Origin of the sequence: Pandoraea sputorum (assembly GCF_000814845.2) — a bacterium.
In the GTDB taxonomy this organism is placed as follows: Bacteria; Pseudomonadota; Gammaproteobacteria; order Burkholderiales; family Burkholderiaceae; genus Pandoraea; species Pandoraea sputorum.
This window is the reverse complement of the sequence record NZ_CP010431.2, coordinates 1,433,384-1,451,365: the sequence shown is the minus strand read 5'-3', so window position 1 is coordinate 1,451,365 and position 17,982 is coordinate 1,433,384. Positions and strand designations below refer to the sequence as shown.

The 17,982-nt window shown below is 62.0% G+C and carries 10 protein-coding genes; 4 read left to right on the top strand and 6 right to left on the bottom strand.

Annotated elements, in window-relative coordinates:
- Positions 1-1,154: 1,154 nt before the first annotated feature.
- Entirely contained in the window at positions 1,155-1,421 is a 267-nt protein-coding gene (locus tag NA29_RS06570; RefSeq protein WP_150661568.1) for a YMGG-like glycine zipper-containing protein, read from the top strand.
- Positions 1,422-1,536: 115 nt separating this feature from the next.
- Entirely contained in the window at positions 1,537-2,109 is a 573-nt protein-coding gene (locus NA29_RS06565) for an EF-hand domain-containing protein (protein ID WP_052252578.1), read from the top strand.
- 142 nt (positions 2,110-2,251) lie between these two features.
- On the opposite strand, the gene NA29_RS06560 is transcribed toward NA29_RS06565, so the two are convergent.
- From NA29_RS06560 to NA29_RS06545, 4 genes are all read right to left on the bottom strand, one after another.
- Positions 2,252-3,619, bottom strand: coding sequence for a DUF3100 domain-containing protein (locus NA29_RS06560; RefSeq protein ID WP_095178418.1), 1,368 nt, complete (start codon positions 3,617-3,619; stop codon positions 2,252-2,254).
- A gap of 463 nt (positions 3,620-4,082) precedes the next feature.
- A complete protein-coding gene (locus tag NA29_RS06555) occupies positions 4,083-5,597 on the bottom strand; it encodes an aldehyde dehydrogenase family protein (RefSeq protein WP_039396974.1) in 1,515 nt (504 codons plus the stop codon).
- Between the two features lie 98 nt (positions 5,598-5,695).
- Positions 5,696-6,577, bottom strand: a complete 882-nt coding sequence (locus tag NA29_RS06550) for an NAD(P)-dependent oxidoreductase (RefSeq protein WP_039396973.1) — start codon at positions 6,575-6,577, stop codon at positions 5,696-5,698.
- A 133-nt stretch (positions 6,578-6,710) separates the two neighbouring features.
- A complete protein-coding gene (locus NA29_RS06545; RefSeq protein ID WP_052252577.1) occupies positions 6,711-7,619 on the bottom strand; it encodes a VOC family protein in 909 nt (302 codons plus the stop codon).
- A gap of 173 nt (positions 7,620-7,792) precedes the next feature.
- Between NA29_RS06545 and NA29_RS06540 the strand changes: the two genes are divergently transcribed.
- Both NA29_RS06540 and NA29_RS06535 read left to right on the top strand, forming a co-directional pair.
- Positions 7,793-8,722, top strand: coding sequence for a LysR substrate-binding domain-containing protein (locus tag NA29_RS06540; RefSeq protein WP_039396971.1), 930 nt, complete (start codon positions 7,793-7,795; stop codon positions 8,720-8,722).
- A 605-nt stretch (positions 8,723-9,327) separates the two neighbouring features.
- Positions 9,328-10,392, top strand: a complete 1,065-nt coding sequence (locus NA29_RS06535) for a porin (protein ID WP_039396969.1) — start codon at positions 9,328-9,330, stop codon at positions 10,390-10,392.
- Between the two features lie 119 nt (positions 10,393-10,511).
- On the opposite strand, the gene NA29_RS06530 is transcribed toward NA29_RS06535, so the two are convergent.
- Both NA29_RS06530 and NA29_RS06520 read right to left on the bottom strand, forming a co-directional pair.
- Entirely contained in the window at positions 10,512-13,694 is a 3,183-nt protein-coding gene (locus tag NA29_RS06530) for an autotransporter family protein (RefSeq protein WP_157744764.1), read from the bottom strand.
- Positions 13,695-14,261: 567 nt separating this feature from the next.
- Positions 14,262-15,038: an autotransporter outer membrane beta-barrel domain-containing protein gene (locus tag NA29_RS06520; protein WP_072633214.1), complete on the bottom strand. Its 777-nt coding sequence runs from the start codon at positions 15,036-15,038 to the stop codon at positions 14,262-14,264.
- Positions 15,039-17,982 lie beyond the last annotated feature (2,944 nt).

Genomic DNA, 17,982 nt, shown 5'->3' with positions numbered 1-17,982 from the left:
AACGCGAATTGCGATGACAGACATCGCGTAATGCGTGGGGTTATCGCACATTGCCCGCATGCGCTCGGGAAGTGGAAACGCGCCCGACGTCCCTCGTCATATATTTCAAAATTGAACAATTTCGATGTCATGCATTTCGCGCATGGAATCGGGGTCGATGCGTTGCGCACTTCGTATATGACGCCGAATACCCAAAGGAATATGAACGTCCGTCGCTGAGAGCTGTGGATACGCGCATGCGTACGCACTTTGCGTGTCCGTTGGCGTATCCGTTTGCGCATCCGGATGTGGCATCGACGCGCGCGTGACTCGCGCCGTAGGCATGCGCCGTCAGCGCATTCCTACATTAATTCGGACTCCATCAAATAATTGATGCATTGTGTGCAATGCAATATCCCTGAGAAGCCACACGGGACGTCGCATTGCGAGCCAATTACAAAGATTTACAAGATGCGGCGATCCAAATCACGCAATCTGCGTCCAACTTGGGTGGATCCTTTCGATCCACACAATCCATGATGGCGAAGGGCGGGACAAACACCGCGCTCGAACGGAGGTCATGATGAGAACGAACCGTGAAGGTGTTGCAAATGCAGAGGTGGCGTGCGGCGTGAAGTCGCGCATTGCCAAGGTGTCCTCAGCAGTCGGACTCGCATCGGTAATGTTGACGTTGGCAGGTTGCGCGTATGAAGCGCCGCCTCAGCCGCGACTGCCGTATCGAGGCATCGAAAGCACGAACCCGTCATATCGATCGGCGGATCCGAACTGCGGCCCGCCGCCGTATGCGCCGGGCTCTGCGTGCAGCCCGTATGCAGCCCCTGCGGCACCGGTCCCGAACACCGACGCCTACGGTCGCCCTTATCCGCCGACGGACCGTTATGGCCGCCCGTATCCGACCGATGCGCAGGGACGCCCGTATCCGCCGCCCCCGCCTCCGCCGGCTTACCGGGAATCGAGCCCTGCCGACGGAGTGGCTGCGCCGGAGAACGGCTCGGCCACAGCCCACTGAACGTCAGCCATCAACGTCGAATCGACCGATTTACGAACAACAGGCGGTGCGCAATCCGGCAGCGAGTCGAAGCCCGAAGCCGACGGACCGCGAACTGCCTGCAGATATCCCGGGGCCTGCTGCCCCAACCGAAGGAGCATGCGTCATGAAAACCACACAACGATGGATCTCGCACATCTCACATCTTTCGCGCTCGGCCGCCCCGATCCTCGTGGGCGCTGCGCTCATCGGCACGCTGGCCGGTTGCGGCGGCATGACCCCGCGCGAATCGCGTAATACCGCGGTCGGCGCTGGCGTGGGCGCACTGGGCGGCGCCCTCATCTCCGGCGGTGATCTCGGCACGACCGTAGGCGGCGCCGTCGTCGGCGGCGTGATCGGCAATGTCATCACTGACGATCGCCGTCGTCGCTGATCGATGCCAAATGCCGACGGCAGCCGACTGCTGTCGTTAAGGGGCGATGAACGGTCAGTAAACGGTCAATAAACGCCCCCCGCTCATCTGACGATGCAATAAGGAGAAGCGAGATATGAACTCCCAGGACACCCTTCGCCAGCGTACGCTTCGCACGCTCAAGACACGGCGCCTTGGCCGCAGGGCCCTCGCTGTCGTGACCGTTTGTGCAGGCGCGGCCGCTTTGTCGCTGGCCGCCATGCCTAGCTTTGCGCAGACGGGCGCGCCGCCCGTCAACGGCGTCGTGCCGACAACGCCAAACCCGCCGCCACCGCCCACGGCAGGCCCGGACTACGGCGACGCCGCCGACCAGAACGCCGCGCTTGGCCTGTACCTGCAGCGCTCGTTCGACGCCATCGACACTAATCACGACGGCAAGATCGACCGCAACGAATGGGCCGCGTATCAGCGCAGCCAGTTGCAGGCACGTCGCGCCACGTTTGAGCGCTATTTCAAGGCTGCCGACAAGGATGGCGACGGTTATCTGAGCCGCGACGAAGTCGCCGCCTCGGAGCCGTTCCTGTATCAGCATTTCGACGAGATCGACGTCAATCACGACGGCAAGCTCTCGCCCGCGGAAATCCGCAGTTTCTTCCGTCGCTACTATCACGAACGGGCACAGGCCGACGCCGCCACGACGAAGCCCTGATCACCTCTTCCCTGAAACACTAAGGGCCGGGCCTGCATACCGCAGGACCCGGCCCTTCGCTTTCCAGCTATTTCCAGCTATTGCGTCTTCCGACTGCCCGCGAACGTGCGACCTGTCACCGTCGCGCGTTCGCCGTCAGGCATTACACGTGGAAGAATTCGGCGATGATCGCGGCGCCGAGGAACGTGCCGGCGTTCGCGAGGAACGACACGACCACGATGCGCCAGCCCAGACGACGGAAAGCAGGCACGTCCTTCGCGACCGACAGACCGGCGTAGGTCAGCATCGGCGTGACCAGCGACAGGAAGTTGATCTTGCCCGTGAACTGCTCGACAACCGGCGCAAACGGGAAGGCCGGCGACGTCAGGAACATGGCGATCAGCGACACCCAGCACACGGCCGGCACCTTACGGCGCGTCACGAAGTACAGGGCTTCACCCACGAGCACAGCACCGATGATGATCAGCATGCCCGGCACGCCGTCGAGGAACGGCGTCTTGAAGGCCATGCTGTTGCCGACCAGCGCAAGGGCGCCCGAGAAGAACCATGCGAACAGACGTGCACCGAAGTTCATCTCGACGGAGTGCGCCTTGCTGGCTTGCTTGAGTTCCTTGGCGGCTTCGGCGTCAGCCACGGCAGCAGCTTCGGCGTTGGCACGGCCACGCTTGCTCATGCGGCCCAGCACCGGCTCCATGACACGGTAGCCCCACACGGCGAGCGGCAGCGAGATGAACAGCGTGAAGTACGTGCCGATGGTCGTCGTGATCAGGTTCGACGCAGCGGCGAACGTGGCGACTTCCTTGGCGACTTCCGGCGTCTGCTGTGCTGCAATCGCACCGGCGGCAGCAGCCATCATCGAACCCGAACCCACACCGGCGCCCATGGCGAGCGAGTGCGGATGGAACAGGTTCAGGCTGGCGACAAAGCCCGCGAACAGCGAGATGAACACCGCACCGAAGATGGTGCCCGTCAGGTACTCAGCCAGCACACCACGGCCTTCCGGCGAATCGAAACCGTACTTTTCGCCGATGATCGCGAGGCTCGGCTCACGGCCGACCGAGAAGGTCGCGCCAATGGCTTCGCGCTTGATACCGAGCATCAGTGCGACCGGCAGGCCCAGAATGATCGTGCCGACGAAGTGGCCGAACTCCTGGAACACCAACGCCCAGCCGGCGGCCACGAGCTTGGGCAGCGAGCCGCCCACGAGCAGGCCGAGCTTTGCCACGAAGAGCAGCAGCGCCGGCTGCAGAATGGCGGCCGCCTTGTGCTGCATCGACAGGTCGATCTGCGCGAAACGCGGCAAGCGCGCCTGCGACAGGCCCAATGCCGCGCCGAGCAACAAGGCCCAGACCATCGGCAACAACACGATCTTGCCGTGACCGGCTTTGATGCTGATCGCACCGATCAGCTCCGCGATCACCAGGATCACGATTGCCCAAACATACAGGCGCACGCCATCGCTGAAGGCGCCTCCCTGCGGCTTGGCCGCTTTTTGTTCCATGACTGCCATCTGGGTCTCCACTGCACTTGCTATTGAGCCGGTCCGATGCCGTGCGCCGTCGAACTATTCGGCGGGTCGGCCACCATTTCGGTAGTTAAGGAAGTTCGGCGCGCCGTCCGTCCGGTCCATTCCGTCAATCCGATCATGACGGGATACACCGGCGAACTCTTGGGGCATGGCGGCTGAACGCCCGCCATGTTGGCACGCCTTGGTGACAGCAACAGCGTAATCAATCCCCCGCGCCGAACCACCCGAGGGCGGCATTATACGCGGTCAAAAACACCGTTTCGGCCCCCTGTCCCGCAGGCTGAAACGCTCGCATGCCAGACAACGTCTCACGACCGGTGTCCGGCACACTCACTACCCTTTTATTGCCCTATTGCCATGCGTTCCCGACAACTGAACGCACGATGACAGCAATTCCCAACGGGCGATTGAGGGCTTTTACCCCCGGTCGCCCGCGGTGTCACGCTCAGACGTAGCCGAACGGCGTGGCCGGATTGGCGGCCGTCTCGACCCAGACGCTCTTCGTCTGCGTGTACTCATACAGCGCTTCCACGCCGCTGGAACGGCCATAACCGCTGTGGCCATAGCCGCCGAACGGCGAGGCGACGTTGATGGTCTTGTAGCCGTTGATCCAGAACGTACCGGCGTTGACCTGCGACGCCACTCGGTGTGCGCGCGCCACGTCCTGCGTCCAGACGGCGCCAGCCAGACCGAACTCGCTGTCGTTGGCAATCGCCAGCGCTTCTTCTTCCGTGTCGAACGGAATCGCCACGACCACCGGGCCGAAGATTTCGGTACGGGCCACGCCCATCGCGTTATTGGCATCGGCCAGCACCGTCGGGCGCACGAAGAAGCCGCCATCGCTGCGCTGCTGCGAACCGGCGGCCAGACGCGCGCCGCCTTCGACGCCCGCGTCGATCATGTTCATGACGTGCTGATACTGCGTGCGGTTGCAGATCGGACCGACTTCGGTGGTGTCGTCCATCGGCTCGCCCACGCGAATCTTTTCCGCGCCACGCGCCAGCATGTCGATCATCTGGTCGTACACGCCGCGCTGCACCAGCAGACGCGAACCGGCCACGCAGCTCTGGCCTGCGCTCGAGAAGATGGCAGCCTGCGCACCGAGGCAAGCGCGCTTGAGGTCGGCGTCGTCGAACACGATGTTGGCCGACTTGCCACCCAGTTCCAGCACGCTCGGCAAAAGACGTTGCGCAGCGGCAGTGGCGATCTTGCTGCCTGTGGCGGGCGAGCCGACGAACACGACCTTCTTGACGACCGGATGCGAAATCGCGGCCTGGCCCGTCGTATGGCCGAAGCCGGCGAGCACGTTGATGAGACCGCGCGGCACACCGGCCTGCTCGGCAAGCGCAGCCACGACCAGCGAGCTCGCCGGGGTGAGTTCCGACGGCTTGAGCAGCACGCCATTGCCCATGGCGATCGCCGGGGCCAGTTGCCAGCCGCAGGTGAAGACCGGCGCGTTCCACGGCGTGATTTGCAGCACCACCCCCATCGCTTCGCGACGCGTGTAGTTCAGGTGCGTGCTCGGCACGGGAATGACGTCGCCGAAGAACTTGTCCGTCCATCCTGCGTAGTACTCGAACATCTCCGCGACCTTGGCGACTTCGCCACGGCAATCGCGGATCGGCTTGCCTGCACCAATCGATTCGAGCTGGGCGAGCGCTTCCGCGTTTTCACGAATCTTCGCGCCGACGGCTTGCATCACACGACCGCGTGCGGCGTGCGTGAGCGCCCACCAGGTCTTTTGTGCCGCTTGCGCGGCATCGGCGGCCTGCGCCACGACGGCGGCCCCCGCATCGCGGTAGGTCAGCACGGTCTGGCCGGTGGCCGGGTTCACGATGTCGATGCTCGACTCGCCCGTGCCTTCAACCAGTTCGCCATTGACGAACGAGCCGATGGTGGTGGCGTTGGGGAAAAACTTGGCGAATGCGCCGAGCAAAGCGGCGGCTTGTTGGTCTGCCATGAGAAAGCTCCGTGCGACGCGCACTCAGGTGCGCATCGTGTCGTCAAAACAAAAGTCAGAGGGGTACGTCGTGAAACATTGAGGCAGGCTCTCGGCGATTACGCCCGGCCCGGCTCGATGAATTGCACGATGCGGTTGAAGTCCTCGTCGTCGCCTACGGTCGCGGCGCTCGCGGCCCACAGGCGTCCGACTTCCGCCGTCAGGGGGCCCGTGGCGAGCGTGCCCGTCTGCTCGGCCAGCGCCATGGCCAGACGCACGTCCTTGCGCATGAGCTTCATCGTGAAGCCGGAGTCGAAGGCGTCGTTCAGGATCCACGTCGGATAGTTGGTTTGCGTGATGCCGCTGCGGCCCGACCCGGCGTTCAAGCCTTCGAGCACTTGCTCCGGGGCCACACCAGCGGCCTTCGCCAGACGCATCGCTTCACCGGCCACCACGAGATGGGCGGCGCACATCAGGTTGTTGATCAGTTTGGTCACGTGACCGGCACCCACGTCGCCGATGTGCACACGCTTGGCCGACATGGCGGCGAGCACCGGCTCGATACGGGCGATATCTTCGACCGAGCCGCCCAGCACCATCGTGAGTGCACCGTTCAGCGCGCCCTTCGGGCCACCGGAGACCGGCGCGTCGACCAACGCAATGCCTTTTTCACGCAGCGTGACGGCCAGCGCGCGGGTGCTTTCCGGATCGGCCGTCGACGTGTCGACCACGACCAGACCTTCGCGCCCGTTCGCGGCGATGCCGTCCGCGCCATTCACCACGGCCTCGACGACTTGCGACGTCGGCAGCGACAGCACGAGGGCATCGACTTCGCGAGCGAGTTCGGCGACCGAGGCGCGCAGACCGACACCGGCCTCCGCCAGCGAGGCTCCGGCGGCCGGCGAAGGATCGAACCCAAGCACCGTGAAACCGCCGCGCTGCAACGACAGCGCCATGCCGCGTCCCATATTGCCCAGTCCGACCACTCCGATGATTTTCATGTTGACTCCAATTTGACTGCGAAGATGACGCCGCCCCCACGGGCGACGCCGCGTTGCTCGACACCGCCCGGGACATCCGGTCGGTGAGTAAATTCAGGGGATCGTGATGTTTTGACGGGTTCCGGTCCTGGCGCTAGTGATTGACGAACTCCAGCACCACATTGCCCGCGAACTCGGGCTCCACGACCAGTCCATGCTCGTTATAGCCATAGGGCACGCCGTTTTCGCGCCACAGCGCCTCGACGTGCGCCAGATCCGGCGTGAGCAGCGTGATGGCCACGGCGTGCGTGCGTACGCCCTGCGCCATCGGCAAGCCCACGGCGGCGTAACGTGCTTCGGCGCGCTGCGGCGACATCGCCCGCAAGTGCCCGCACCCCGTATCGGCCACCGCACCGCCGTCGTACAGATCGACGTGGCGCGCGCCGTACATGCGCTGCCAGCGCGTGGCGAGCGTGCGCAACGACACCGTGTCGGGCGTCACATACGTAATACCGACGATGCCAGTGACACCGTTCGCGTGGTTCTGCCACTCGGGCACCCAGATCAGCTCGGGGCGATGCTGGTGGCAGATGAAATTGGAAGCGTCGCCGAGCGAGTCGTCGATGAACAGCCCCAGCGCAACCACCGCCTCGTCGGGCGTGCCGTCGGGTTTGCGCATCGCGCGGCGAAAATCGATGATGCCCTGCGTCTCCAGCCCGGCCTGCGTGAGGCGTGTGTGGTCGGCGCGAGCATCCTTGCTGTGCAGTGCAATGAGGGAGACGCCCTCTTCGCGAGCGAGGAAGCTGCCGAGATAGCGTCCGAAGCAGAAGTCGCCGACGGCGTTCGTGCCGAACTTGCTCGCGTCGTCCACGCCGATCAGTTCGATGAAGTTGTCGCCGAACATCATCAGCGACGTGACCGTACCCCACGGGTGATAAGACACCGGCGACGGGGCAAACCCCATGCGCTCGTAATGCGCCAGCCGCCGCGGATGGTCATGGACCGTCACCAGCGGATGATCGATGCCGAATCGCGAATTGCGCGGTGGAATCGTCAGGCTCATCGGGTGCCTCCGAAGGGTGAGTGGCGCGGAATCGGACCGCCGACACCGGGCCTCGCCTGGGTTCGTTGCACGGCGTCGGGGCCGATCCGCATGTTTCGCAGTGTGGATTGAAAAAAAACGACGCTCAATGACAACGCTTGAACATTTTTGTTCTAATTATTAGTCTTTAGGGCATGACACCTGCCATCAACGAAAGCCGTCTGTCGTATCTGTTCGAAGCCGTCCAGTGCGGCACGGTGCGCGCCGCCGCCGACAGACTCGACATCGCCCCGTCCGCCGTGAGCCGCCAGATCGCCTTGCTGGAGGCCGAACTGGCGCTACCGCTCATCGAACGTCACAAGCGCGGGGTCCACCTGACGCAGGCGGGCCGTTTGCTCATGGAGTACTACCGCGAGCAGCGCGCGCACCAGGAGGACTTGCTCGCCAAGCTTCAGGAAGTGCGCGGACTGCGGCGCGGCCATATCAGGCTGGCCGTCGGCGAGGGCTTCGTCAGCGATCTGATGGGTGCGCCGCTGCAATTCTTCTGCAGGCGCTACCCCGACATCACCCTCACGCTCGATCTGGCCGGGACGAATGAAGTGATGCGGCTCGTGGCGGAAGACGATGCGGATATCGGACTCGTCTACAACCCGCCCGCCGAGCCCAAGATCGTCTCGCGCGCCCAGTTGGCGCAACCGGTGCACGCGATCGTCGCTCCCGGCTCGCCCCTGATCGCGAAGGCGGACAAGCTCGGCACGCTCACGCTCGACGCGCTCTACGATGTGCCGCTCGCGCTCATGCACGGCTCCTACGGCACGCGTCAATTGATGGAACTGGCCGAGCAGTCGGAGAAGCACCGGCTCGTGCCAGCGGTGACCACCAACTCGATTTCCGTGCTCAAGCACTTCGTGCGGGCTGGGCTTGGCGCAACGTTTTTGCCGACTTTTGCCGTCTCTCAGGAGATCGACGCGGGCGTACTGCGCGCACTGCCCATCGACCACCCGATTCTCAGCAGTGCCGAGGCGCATCTGATCACGCGCGCCGGACGACGCTTGTCCGGTGCCGCCAACCGCTTGCTCACGCACCTCGCCAGCAAGATGGAAGCCTTTGGTGCGCCGGACTGACGTGCCCGAGCCGCAGACCAAAACGGACGACTGAAAAGCTCCCACGAGACTTTTCGCCACAGAAATGTCATGTCGGAAGCATTCTGGTTGCTGGCGCGCAACAGTCGAAAAACTAAGCCTTTCCCTTATGTTGCGTCAGGAGGAATTCGGATATAAAGAAGCCAATCAGGCGAAGGTGCGTTTGTATCGCGTCGAGAAATCGTACGTAATGCGAACTTAATACGAACTTAATCGACCCACACGCTGGATCGTTACGCCCCTTCCCGCCACGCATTCCGGTCGCATGGCAGCGCGCGCATCGCGCTGCCGCCGACCCAACGCCAGTGGACTGCCATGACAACGATCTCTGAAAACCAGAGCGTGACGTTCGCAGTGTCCGAAATGGATATGCAGAGCGTGCAGGCATCACTCGCAACCGGCCGCGTTCCCCCACGCGGCGCCCGTTGCCCAGGCGTCCCCGCTTGCCGATTTCTCGTCAGTCGTAACGAAATTTCAGGCTTTTCCGCCGATGTCTGTGTACGCCCGCGCGCGGGCGTGTCGCGACGACGACGGGCATAACCACGCAAAAGAAGGTGCGGGGCAAAACGCAACCTGGGGAGCAGATCATGAAGAAGAAGCTCATTGCAGCAAGCCTGCTTTGCGGCATCGGTACGTTTGCGCACGCGCAATCGAGCGTGCAACTCTACGGCCGCGTCGATGGCGGCTTTCAGTTCATGAACAATTTGCAGGACGGCAACGGTGGCACCACCTCGCGCTTCAGCGCGCAGGGCGGCGACTACGGCACGAGCCTGTTCGGCCTGCGCGGCTACGAGGATCTCGGACAGGGGTTGCATGCGGTATTCAATCTGGAAGGTGGCTTCCAGTTGATGAACGGCTACAACAACAACGGCTCAGGTTCGATCTTCGACCGCCGTGCCCTGGTCGGCTTCAACTCCCGCTCGTGGGGCCAGTTGACGCTCGGGCGCAACCTGTTCATCAGCAATGGCGTCTGGGACTTCGATCCGTTCCAGCAGCAGGCCTTCTCGTCGGCGTCGCTGGTGCGCGGACGCAACTGGCCGCAGGCGAGCAATACCGTCAACTATCAAAGCCCGAACTGGCGCGGGTTCGACATTGCCGGTCAGTACGCCTTCTCCAACATCGCCGGGCAGTTCAACAACGGCCGTGGCATGGGCGCACAGCTGACGTACACGCACGACCGGTTCCAGTTGCGCGCGTTGTATGACGAAATTCGCGACACCAACGGACGCTTCACCGACGTGTTCGCCACCTCGCGGGAATACTTCGCTGGCGCGAACATCTTCCTGAACCGCTTCACGATTTCGCTGGGCTACACGCACATGTCCGCGCCGGACGCGCCCGCCCCGAGCTTCGCCACACGCGCCGACCATTACTGGGCCGGGGTGAAGTATCAGGCGACGGCGGCGTGGGCCGCGAACGCGGCGGTCTATCACGTGAACGTACCTGGGGGCTTCGGACACGCCACGATGGCCGAACTGGGCACCACTTACAACCTCTCGAAACGCACTTTCCTGTACGGCACGATCGCGTACGTGATGAACAGCTCGGGCCAGAGCTTCTCGGTGGCGGCAATTCCGAGCGACTCGCTGGACAATCCGCCTGCGGGCAAGAACCAGATGGGCGCCTACATCGGGGTGTCGCACTCGTTCTGACAACATGGCCGCGCCATAGAAATAGCAAACCGCCCGGTGTTGACCGGGCGGTTTGCTTGTGGGGGGCCTGTTTGTTACGACATGCGCTTTGGCGCCTGTCGTTTGCGTTTGCGTTTGCGTCAGAACATGTACTTCGCCGATACGCCGCCCGCGATGGCCTTCTCCCCTGAGCGCAGGCTCAGATTTCCGCCGACACGGACGTTGAGTTGCCGCGTGACGCGCACGTCTGCGCCGAGATCGGCAGTGAAGATATCGCGGCCAAGCTTGACACCCTTTACCGTGAACGCGCGCGGCGCACCGTAAATGGCGTTCGTGAGGCTGCTTTGCGTATCGCCGAACTCATGTTCGTAGGCCAGCCTTAATGACGGAATCACGCTGCCGCCGCTCGTATTCACCAACTCGCGCCAGAGACGCACGCCGAGAATGGCCCGTCGCGAGTTGCTGATCTGCGACCCGACGTGCAGGCCGTTTCTGCCCTGTCCAGCGTCGCGATCCGTTTCGTCATAGCCATTCAGACGTGTCGAGGCGATCCGCATACCGATAAACGGGTCGACGCTCATGCCGCTGACGAGTACGCGCTGACCGACTTCACCGAACAGCCCGAGCGTGCGGCCGCTGGTCTTGCCCGCGACCCGCGCCGACACATCGCGGGCCGCCACTGTACGGTCGGTCGTCACGTTATGGTTGGTGAAGAAGAGGCCGCCGTTGGCGAACCAGCGGGCGTCGCTCAGATACGAGCCGTAGAGGCCGACGCTGGCGCTTCTGATGCTGGCGTCGCCCGGCAGATCGTCGGCGCGGGACGTCCGGCTGCCCAACCCGAGCGCGACACCCACGAGCACGTTCTGATTGAGGCGTTTGTCGACACCAAAGGCGCCGTCGATGCCTGAGGTCGAGAAGCTCTGTTCGCCGTCGCTCCGATCCGTGCCCGCCCCCTTGAAAGCGCCCCAGACCGACATGCCGTTCTGGCCCGCGCGCTGCCCATTGGTAGCGTTGCAGTCGGGCAGCGAGCCGCCCGCGAGCATGCGTGTCTGCAAGCTGTTGCGAAAGGCGTCGGACGCACTGTAGGCAGCATCCGCGTTGTTCACAAGCGATTCGCCCGAGAGCATGCGTGCCGCGCGCCGTTGTTCGGCCGACCCGGCTGGCAACAGCACCAGTTGCCCGAGGACTGCACCGCCCACCCGGCCCTCGATGATGTCGTTGAGCGTCACGCCCTGAAGCGAATCGAGCAGGCCCTTTTCGTTGCCAGTGTAGGGTGCACCGGGATCGAGAAACGCGATCTCCTTGCCCGGATCGATGACGACGTCACCGTCGCCACCGTCGCCACCGTCACCGCCCCCATCGCCCGGCTCTGTAGGAATACTGCCGTAGTCGACCTCGCCGAGTTTCACGTCGGCATCGGGATCATGCGTGACGACCTGAATCTTCTTGTCGAGCAGTTCTTTGGGACTTACCGATCCATCCGGCGTCAGAACGATCTTGGTATCCGTAAAGTCGCCCTTCTTTTTGATGTGAATCGTTCCGCGATGCACGTCGTCGGGCGCGTTCGGATCGCGCTTGGCGTCCGACTCGATCCTGGCGTCCTTGCCCTTCGATTCGTATTCATCCATCACGATCCGGTAACCGTGGAGTTTGAGCGTGCCCGCATTCTCAAATTTCCTGACGTCGTAGACGTCGTTGGCCAGCGAGATCGTACCCGGAGCGGAGAGCGCGAGCAGCCCGGTACCGAGGGCGTTGCGGTGCGCTGCGGTGAGCGTGCCGTTCTCGACCGTCAGCGAATCGATGCCGCTCTGGTCACCGCTGAAGGTAAGGTTGCCGGTGCCGACTTTGGCGACGGTGGCACCGAGCTTATCGGTGTCGAGCTTGACGATATCGCCGCTGAAGACATCATCTTTGCCAAGCGCGCCGAGCTTGAGCGTCTTGCCGCCAGTGACCACATGGCCGCTGCCCGAAAGCGAGCCGATGGTCAGTGACCGTTCGGCCGGCGGATCGTCTCGGAGGTTGGACTCGAGGTCCACCAGACTGAGCGCGCCGTCCTCCATCTTGATGGTTGCCGAGTCCGCCGTTGTCGTTCCGGAAAGATTGGTCAAGCCAGCATTGAGGATCTGGCGCGTCTCCAGGTCGCTATCCACCACAGCGAGTTGCCCGCCCTTCCTGTTTTCAATGACCCCGGCGCCCCCTTTGGCTTTTCGCATCCCCACGAACCCACTGTTAAGGATCGTAGCGTCGGCGGCATTGGCCTCGTCGAACCCGACGACTCCCCCCTTCTCGACGTCGATGACGCTACTGCCCCCGGTCGAGCCCGCGTTGAATGTGAGTGCGCCTGCGTCGTGGATCTGGAAGCTTGCCGCTCCGGCACTCGTTCCCTTGAAGAAATCGATCGTGCCCCCCGGTGCGTCCGGTGGCTGTCCATCCGATTTTCCTGCACTCAGCGTGATGTGCTGTGCGGCATCCGAGATGCCCTGCCCGCCCGCCACGAATTCGAGCGCTCCGTTGCTGCCGACATTCATCGTCAGAGTGCCCTCCCCGTCGATGCCCTGATGAACGGAGAGCGTGCCGCCGTCGACACGCACTGTGTGATCTGCGCCGCTTACTGCGCGGATGGTCCCCACGTCCCGCCGCTGATTGGTGGCGCCGTAAATTGCGTCGGACAATCGCCCGGAGCGCGCCGAAATCTCAAGCGTCGTTTTGGCATCGATCAGCGACTGACCATCGACAGGAACGGCGTCCGACATGAAGTCGATCTGGTTCTTGTCATTCCATGTGACGTAGTCGGTATTGGGAACAAGATCCACCCCGTTGGCAGACGCGTTCAATTCCTTGGTGACGCTGAGACTACTCGCCGTCTTTTCATCGTCGGCGTCACGCCAACGTTGAAGCTTATAGCCCACGAGCTCGGAATCCTTCTTTGCCTGAACCAATGCCGCGAGCGACTCCTTGAATTTGTTCGCATCATCCGTCAAGAGATCATCCAATGCAGTGCGCTCCGGTCCTACCAATGGATTTTGGCTATTCGCCAGCGCATCGACCCTCCCTTTCAGGTCATTCAGTTCCTGAATGAGCTCTCTATCCTTCGGCAGTTCCGTGCCTTCATCTATCCGCTTCTGAACAACGTCAATGGCGTCTTGTATATCCGCCACCTGATTCCCCAGAGCCTTCTTCAACTCATCGGCATCGATAATGTTTGTCAGAGAATTATGAATCGGAATCTCCGTCCCCAGCAGAGACATATTCTTTCCATGTTCATCCGACTTCTCTTTTTCGACGTTTTTTAGGTGTTGATCGAGGGGAACAAGCGCCTTCAACCTTTGCTCTCGGTTTTCCATCCCACTTGACTGAAGACTTCCGGCCGAAGCATTCGGAGCCCCCCCTATCACCGCAACCGCCATAATGATCGCCGCATAAATCTTTGTCTGACACAGCGCATACGACTTCGGACGATTCCCTCGCATTAGACAACTCCTATTCAATTCGCCTCAAATGATGAATTTCCTCATCACGCTTCAGACAGTGGCTTTGCGGCCGCCATCATTCCGGCAAATTCTGGAGTTGATTTATCCGAACACTCCCGATATCAATGCGCTTTGGTACTTCGCCTAACCGTCACCATTTAATCCAATAACCGTTAAATCCCATTGCGATTGAATTTTAATTTTAATTAATCGCTCATACCCGGCTGCGTTTTATCCGCCGTCGTCCCAAACGGACGTGGGCCTGACGCCGAGACACCACATACCGCCCGTGTAATTGCGACATTTCCTCCGATGGTTTTTGGGATTTCGGAACGAAAAAACCCGCCGCGTCCTCGTGGACACGACGGGTTTCGCCACTGCATTCAGTCGAGCCGCAGCACACGCGGCCCGACGCATCACTTAGAAGCGATATTTCGCCGAGATGCCGCCGCCCAGCGCGCGCTCGCCCTGACGCACACTGACATTGCCGCCGACGTGCAGGTTGAATCGCTTCTTGAGCTGGAGGTCGACGCCGAGGTCAGCCGTGAAGACATCACGGCCCAGCTTCGCACCCTTTACGTTGAACGCGCGCGGTGCGCCATAAATCGAGTTCGTCAGGCTACTTTGCGTATTGCCGAACTCATGTTCGTACGCCAGACGCATCATCGGCGTCACCTTGCCACCGTCGAAGGTGATCACGTCGCGCGAGAACCGCACACCCAGCACGCTGCGTGCCGACGTCTGCGATTGCGCGCCGACCTTCAGTCCGTCGTTACCCGCGGCGGCAGCGCCATCGCGGTTCGTTTCGTCGAAGGCATTCAGACGTGTCGATGCGAAGCGCAGGCCAATCGAAGGATCGACATTAAAGCCCGCCACATCGAAGCGCTTACCGATCTCGCCGAATGCACCGAACGTGTTGCCGCTCGTCTTCCCCGACAGACGCGCCGACGCGTTGCGTGCCGCCACCGTACGGTCCGTCGTCACGCTGTGATTCGTGTACGACACGCCACCGCCGACGAATACGTTGGCGTCGTTCATGTGCGAACCGTAGAGACCCACGCTCACGCTGTTGATCTTCGACTCGCCCGGCATGCCCTTCGCTTTCGAGTTCTGATTGCCCATACCCACCGAAGCGCCGACGATTGTGCTGCTGCCGATCCGCTTGTCGACACCGATCGCGCCATCGATACCGCGCACGTCGAACGACAGAGCATCGCCACGTTGCGACGTGTTGCCCCCGAGAACGACGCCCAGCCCGCGATGCCGTGGTTGTCGGCACTCACACCGTTAGCGGTCTTGTCGTCGAACATTGCGCCGCCCGCCAGCATGCGCGACTGCATGCCGCGCTGGAATGCCGTCGTCGCGCCTTGCGCGGCGAGGGCATTGTTCACAAGCGATTCGCCCGAGAGCAAGCTCGCCGAGCGACGCTGCTCGTCCGATCCCGCCGTTTGCAGCGCCATCTCCGAGAGAACTTTGCCGCCGATCCCGCCCGAGGTCAGGTCGCCCACGGTGACGCCGTCGACCGATGCCAGCACCGCCCGCTCGTTCGCGCTGTAGTTGCCGTCGGTCGCCAGGTACTGCACGACGTTCTGGCTAGTGATGACGCCCGAAGGGTCCGACGGGCCAGTCGGGTCTGTAGGGCCCGTGAGATCGGTGGTCGTCGTCGGATCGGTCGGATCTTCCGTCTTTCCTCCGACGATGCTGCCGATCGTGACTTTGCCAAGACTGGCCGTTTTCCCCTCGGCTACGCTCACCACGCCGAGTTTGTCCTGCACTTCCGCCAGCGTGATGTCGTTAGCAACGGTGACGTTGATGGCCGTGTTCGTGAAATCGCTGTCTTCCGACACCTGAATCGCACCACCGGCGACGCGATCCCCCACGCGAGACACATGCGAACTGATTTCCGCGCCCGCCTTCGACGTGTACTTCTGCACAGCCAGCTTGTTCGTGCCGAGCTCGATCCGACCGGCGTTGTCGATGTGGCTCACGCCATCGACATCGGACGCGAGCTTGACCGCGCCGTTGTCCGTCACCGTGACAGTGCCCGCGCCCAATGCCTTCGCATGCGCGGCCGTCACACTGCCGCCTTCGATTCGCAGACTGGCCACGCCACTCTGATCACCACCCAGCGTCAGATTGCCGGTACCGGCCTTAACGACGTTCGAACCCGTTGCCGCAGCAACTTGCGCGCTCGACTTGGAGGCACGGCGCAATGCGTTCGACGCGCCGCCGGACGACACCTCCTCGCGCACGATCTCGCCGTCGAAACGATCGTCTTCGTCGCGATCCCCCAGCACCAGCTTCGTGTCACCCGTGACGACGCGACCGATACCGCTTAGCGAGCCAATGGACAGCGTCTTCTCGGCCTTGCGCCCCGGTGCCTGCGCCTCGATACCCGAGATGTTCAGGTTGCCGCCGAGCATTTCGATGCGGGCACCGTCTGCCAGCGTGTTGCCTCGCAGGTTGACGACACCGACGTTGGCCAGACCGAGCTGTTGCAGATCCGAATCGAGCACGTCGACATGCGCGTCGACACCGTTGATCAACGTCGCCGATCCGCCCTGCGTCCGCTCCAGACGCATCGAGCCCTGATTGACGAGTTCGGCTCGTTGAAGATCGGCGTTCAGAAACGTCGCACGCGCGCCTGACTGGTTGAGGATATCGGCACGTCCCGCCTTCGACCCCGCCTCAAGCGTCAGCGTCCCGTCGTTTTGGATGCTCGCGACGGCGGCATTGGCGGCGTGGAACGTGGCGCTAGCGCCTTGCGCGATATCGATGTCACTGACGCCAGCGTTCGCACCCTCGGCGAAATACAGGCTTCCGCCCTTATGTAGGATGATCGTTGCCGTGCCTGCGCTCGTGTGCTCACCAAACTTGATGGCCCCGCCTTCAGGCGATCCCTTTTCGCTGCGTCCGGCCCACAACGTCACGTCCTTCGCATTCGACGAAACCCCGATGCCACCGTCCGCAAAATGCAGCGTGCCCCCCTTGCCGACCGTGACACCAAGTCGGCCCTCCCCTGCGATCTCCCTGTGAATATTCAGCGTACCGCCGTCGACGCGCACGTCGTGGTCTGCAGACCCGCGCGCGTGGAGCGTGCCCACGTCACGCACTCCGCTCGTTCCTGCGATCGCATCCGATTCTTCTCCCGAACGACGCGTGAATTCAAGGATGCTGTCCTTGCCAAGCGCACTGTGGGTATCGGTCGTCGCGTCCGCCCCCATAAAATTCGTCAGATGCTTATCGCTCCACGTCGGCGCCCCCCCAAGTGTTGCTACGTTCGACGTGGTGGCACGGAGCCGACGGGTATTGGTCAGTCCGTTGAGCTCTGCCTCGGACGTCACGCTTTGCACACGATCGCGTTTCGTCCTTAGCAGACGCGCTTCGCGCTGGAGCGCCTCGAACGCATGTTCACTGTCGGCGAGAAAACGTGCGTGCTTTGCGACTTCTGTTTCCAGTGCCTTTTGCGCACGGTCGATGTCGTCTTGCCGACCACCCTCTGCTGCGGCAGAGGCTTCATCGAGCTTTTCCTTGAGCGCCGACAGTGCAAGCTTTTGCTTCCGCCCCGCATCGGTAAGCAGCGAGTCCTCGATCTCTAAATCATCCGCAATGGAGGACGCCAGATACTTGAATGATTTCTCTCTATCCTCGTTCCCCGCGGCATCGGCGATAACCGTCTTCACCCAAGCCAATTGAATATCGACCTTATCGGCAAAACGCGACGTAGCTCGCGCTTTATCAAGATTCTTTTGTAAATCTCCAATTGCATTCGAAATTTCTGAAATCCGGTCATTGCGGCTGATTTCCCATTGCGCAAGCTGCTGCGGCACCGCTTGTGCTTGAACGTAGGCGGGCAACACCGCGGCCGCCACCGCCGCAGCTGCCATACAAATTTTCGTCTGACGCAGGACATTCGACTTCGGATGATTCTTTTGCATTCGATAAATCTCTTATTTCCAATTCACATCAAATAGCGAATTAACTCGCTACCGCCAAAACGGCAACACACCTGTCACCAGCAAGGCTGTGAATTCTAGAGACGAACTATCGAAATCCCGTCAACTCAGATAATTTTTAGTACTTACCCCATAATTCAATCAGAATTTTCATTTGGGACCATTCTTATAATATTGATTTAAAT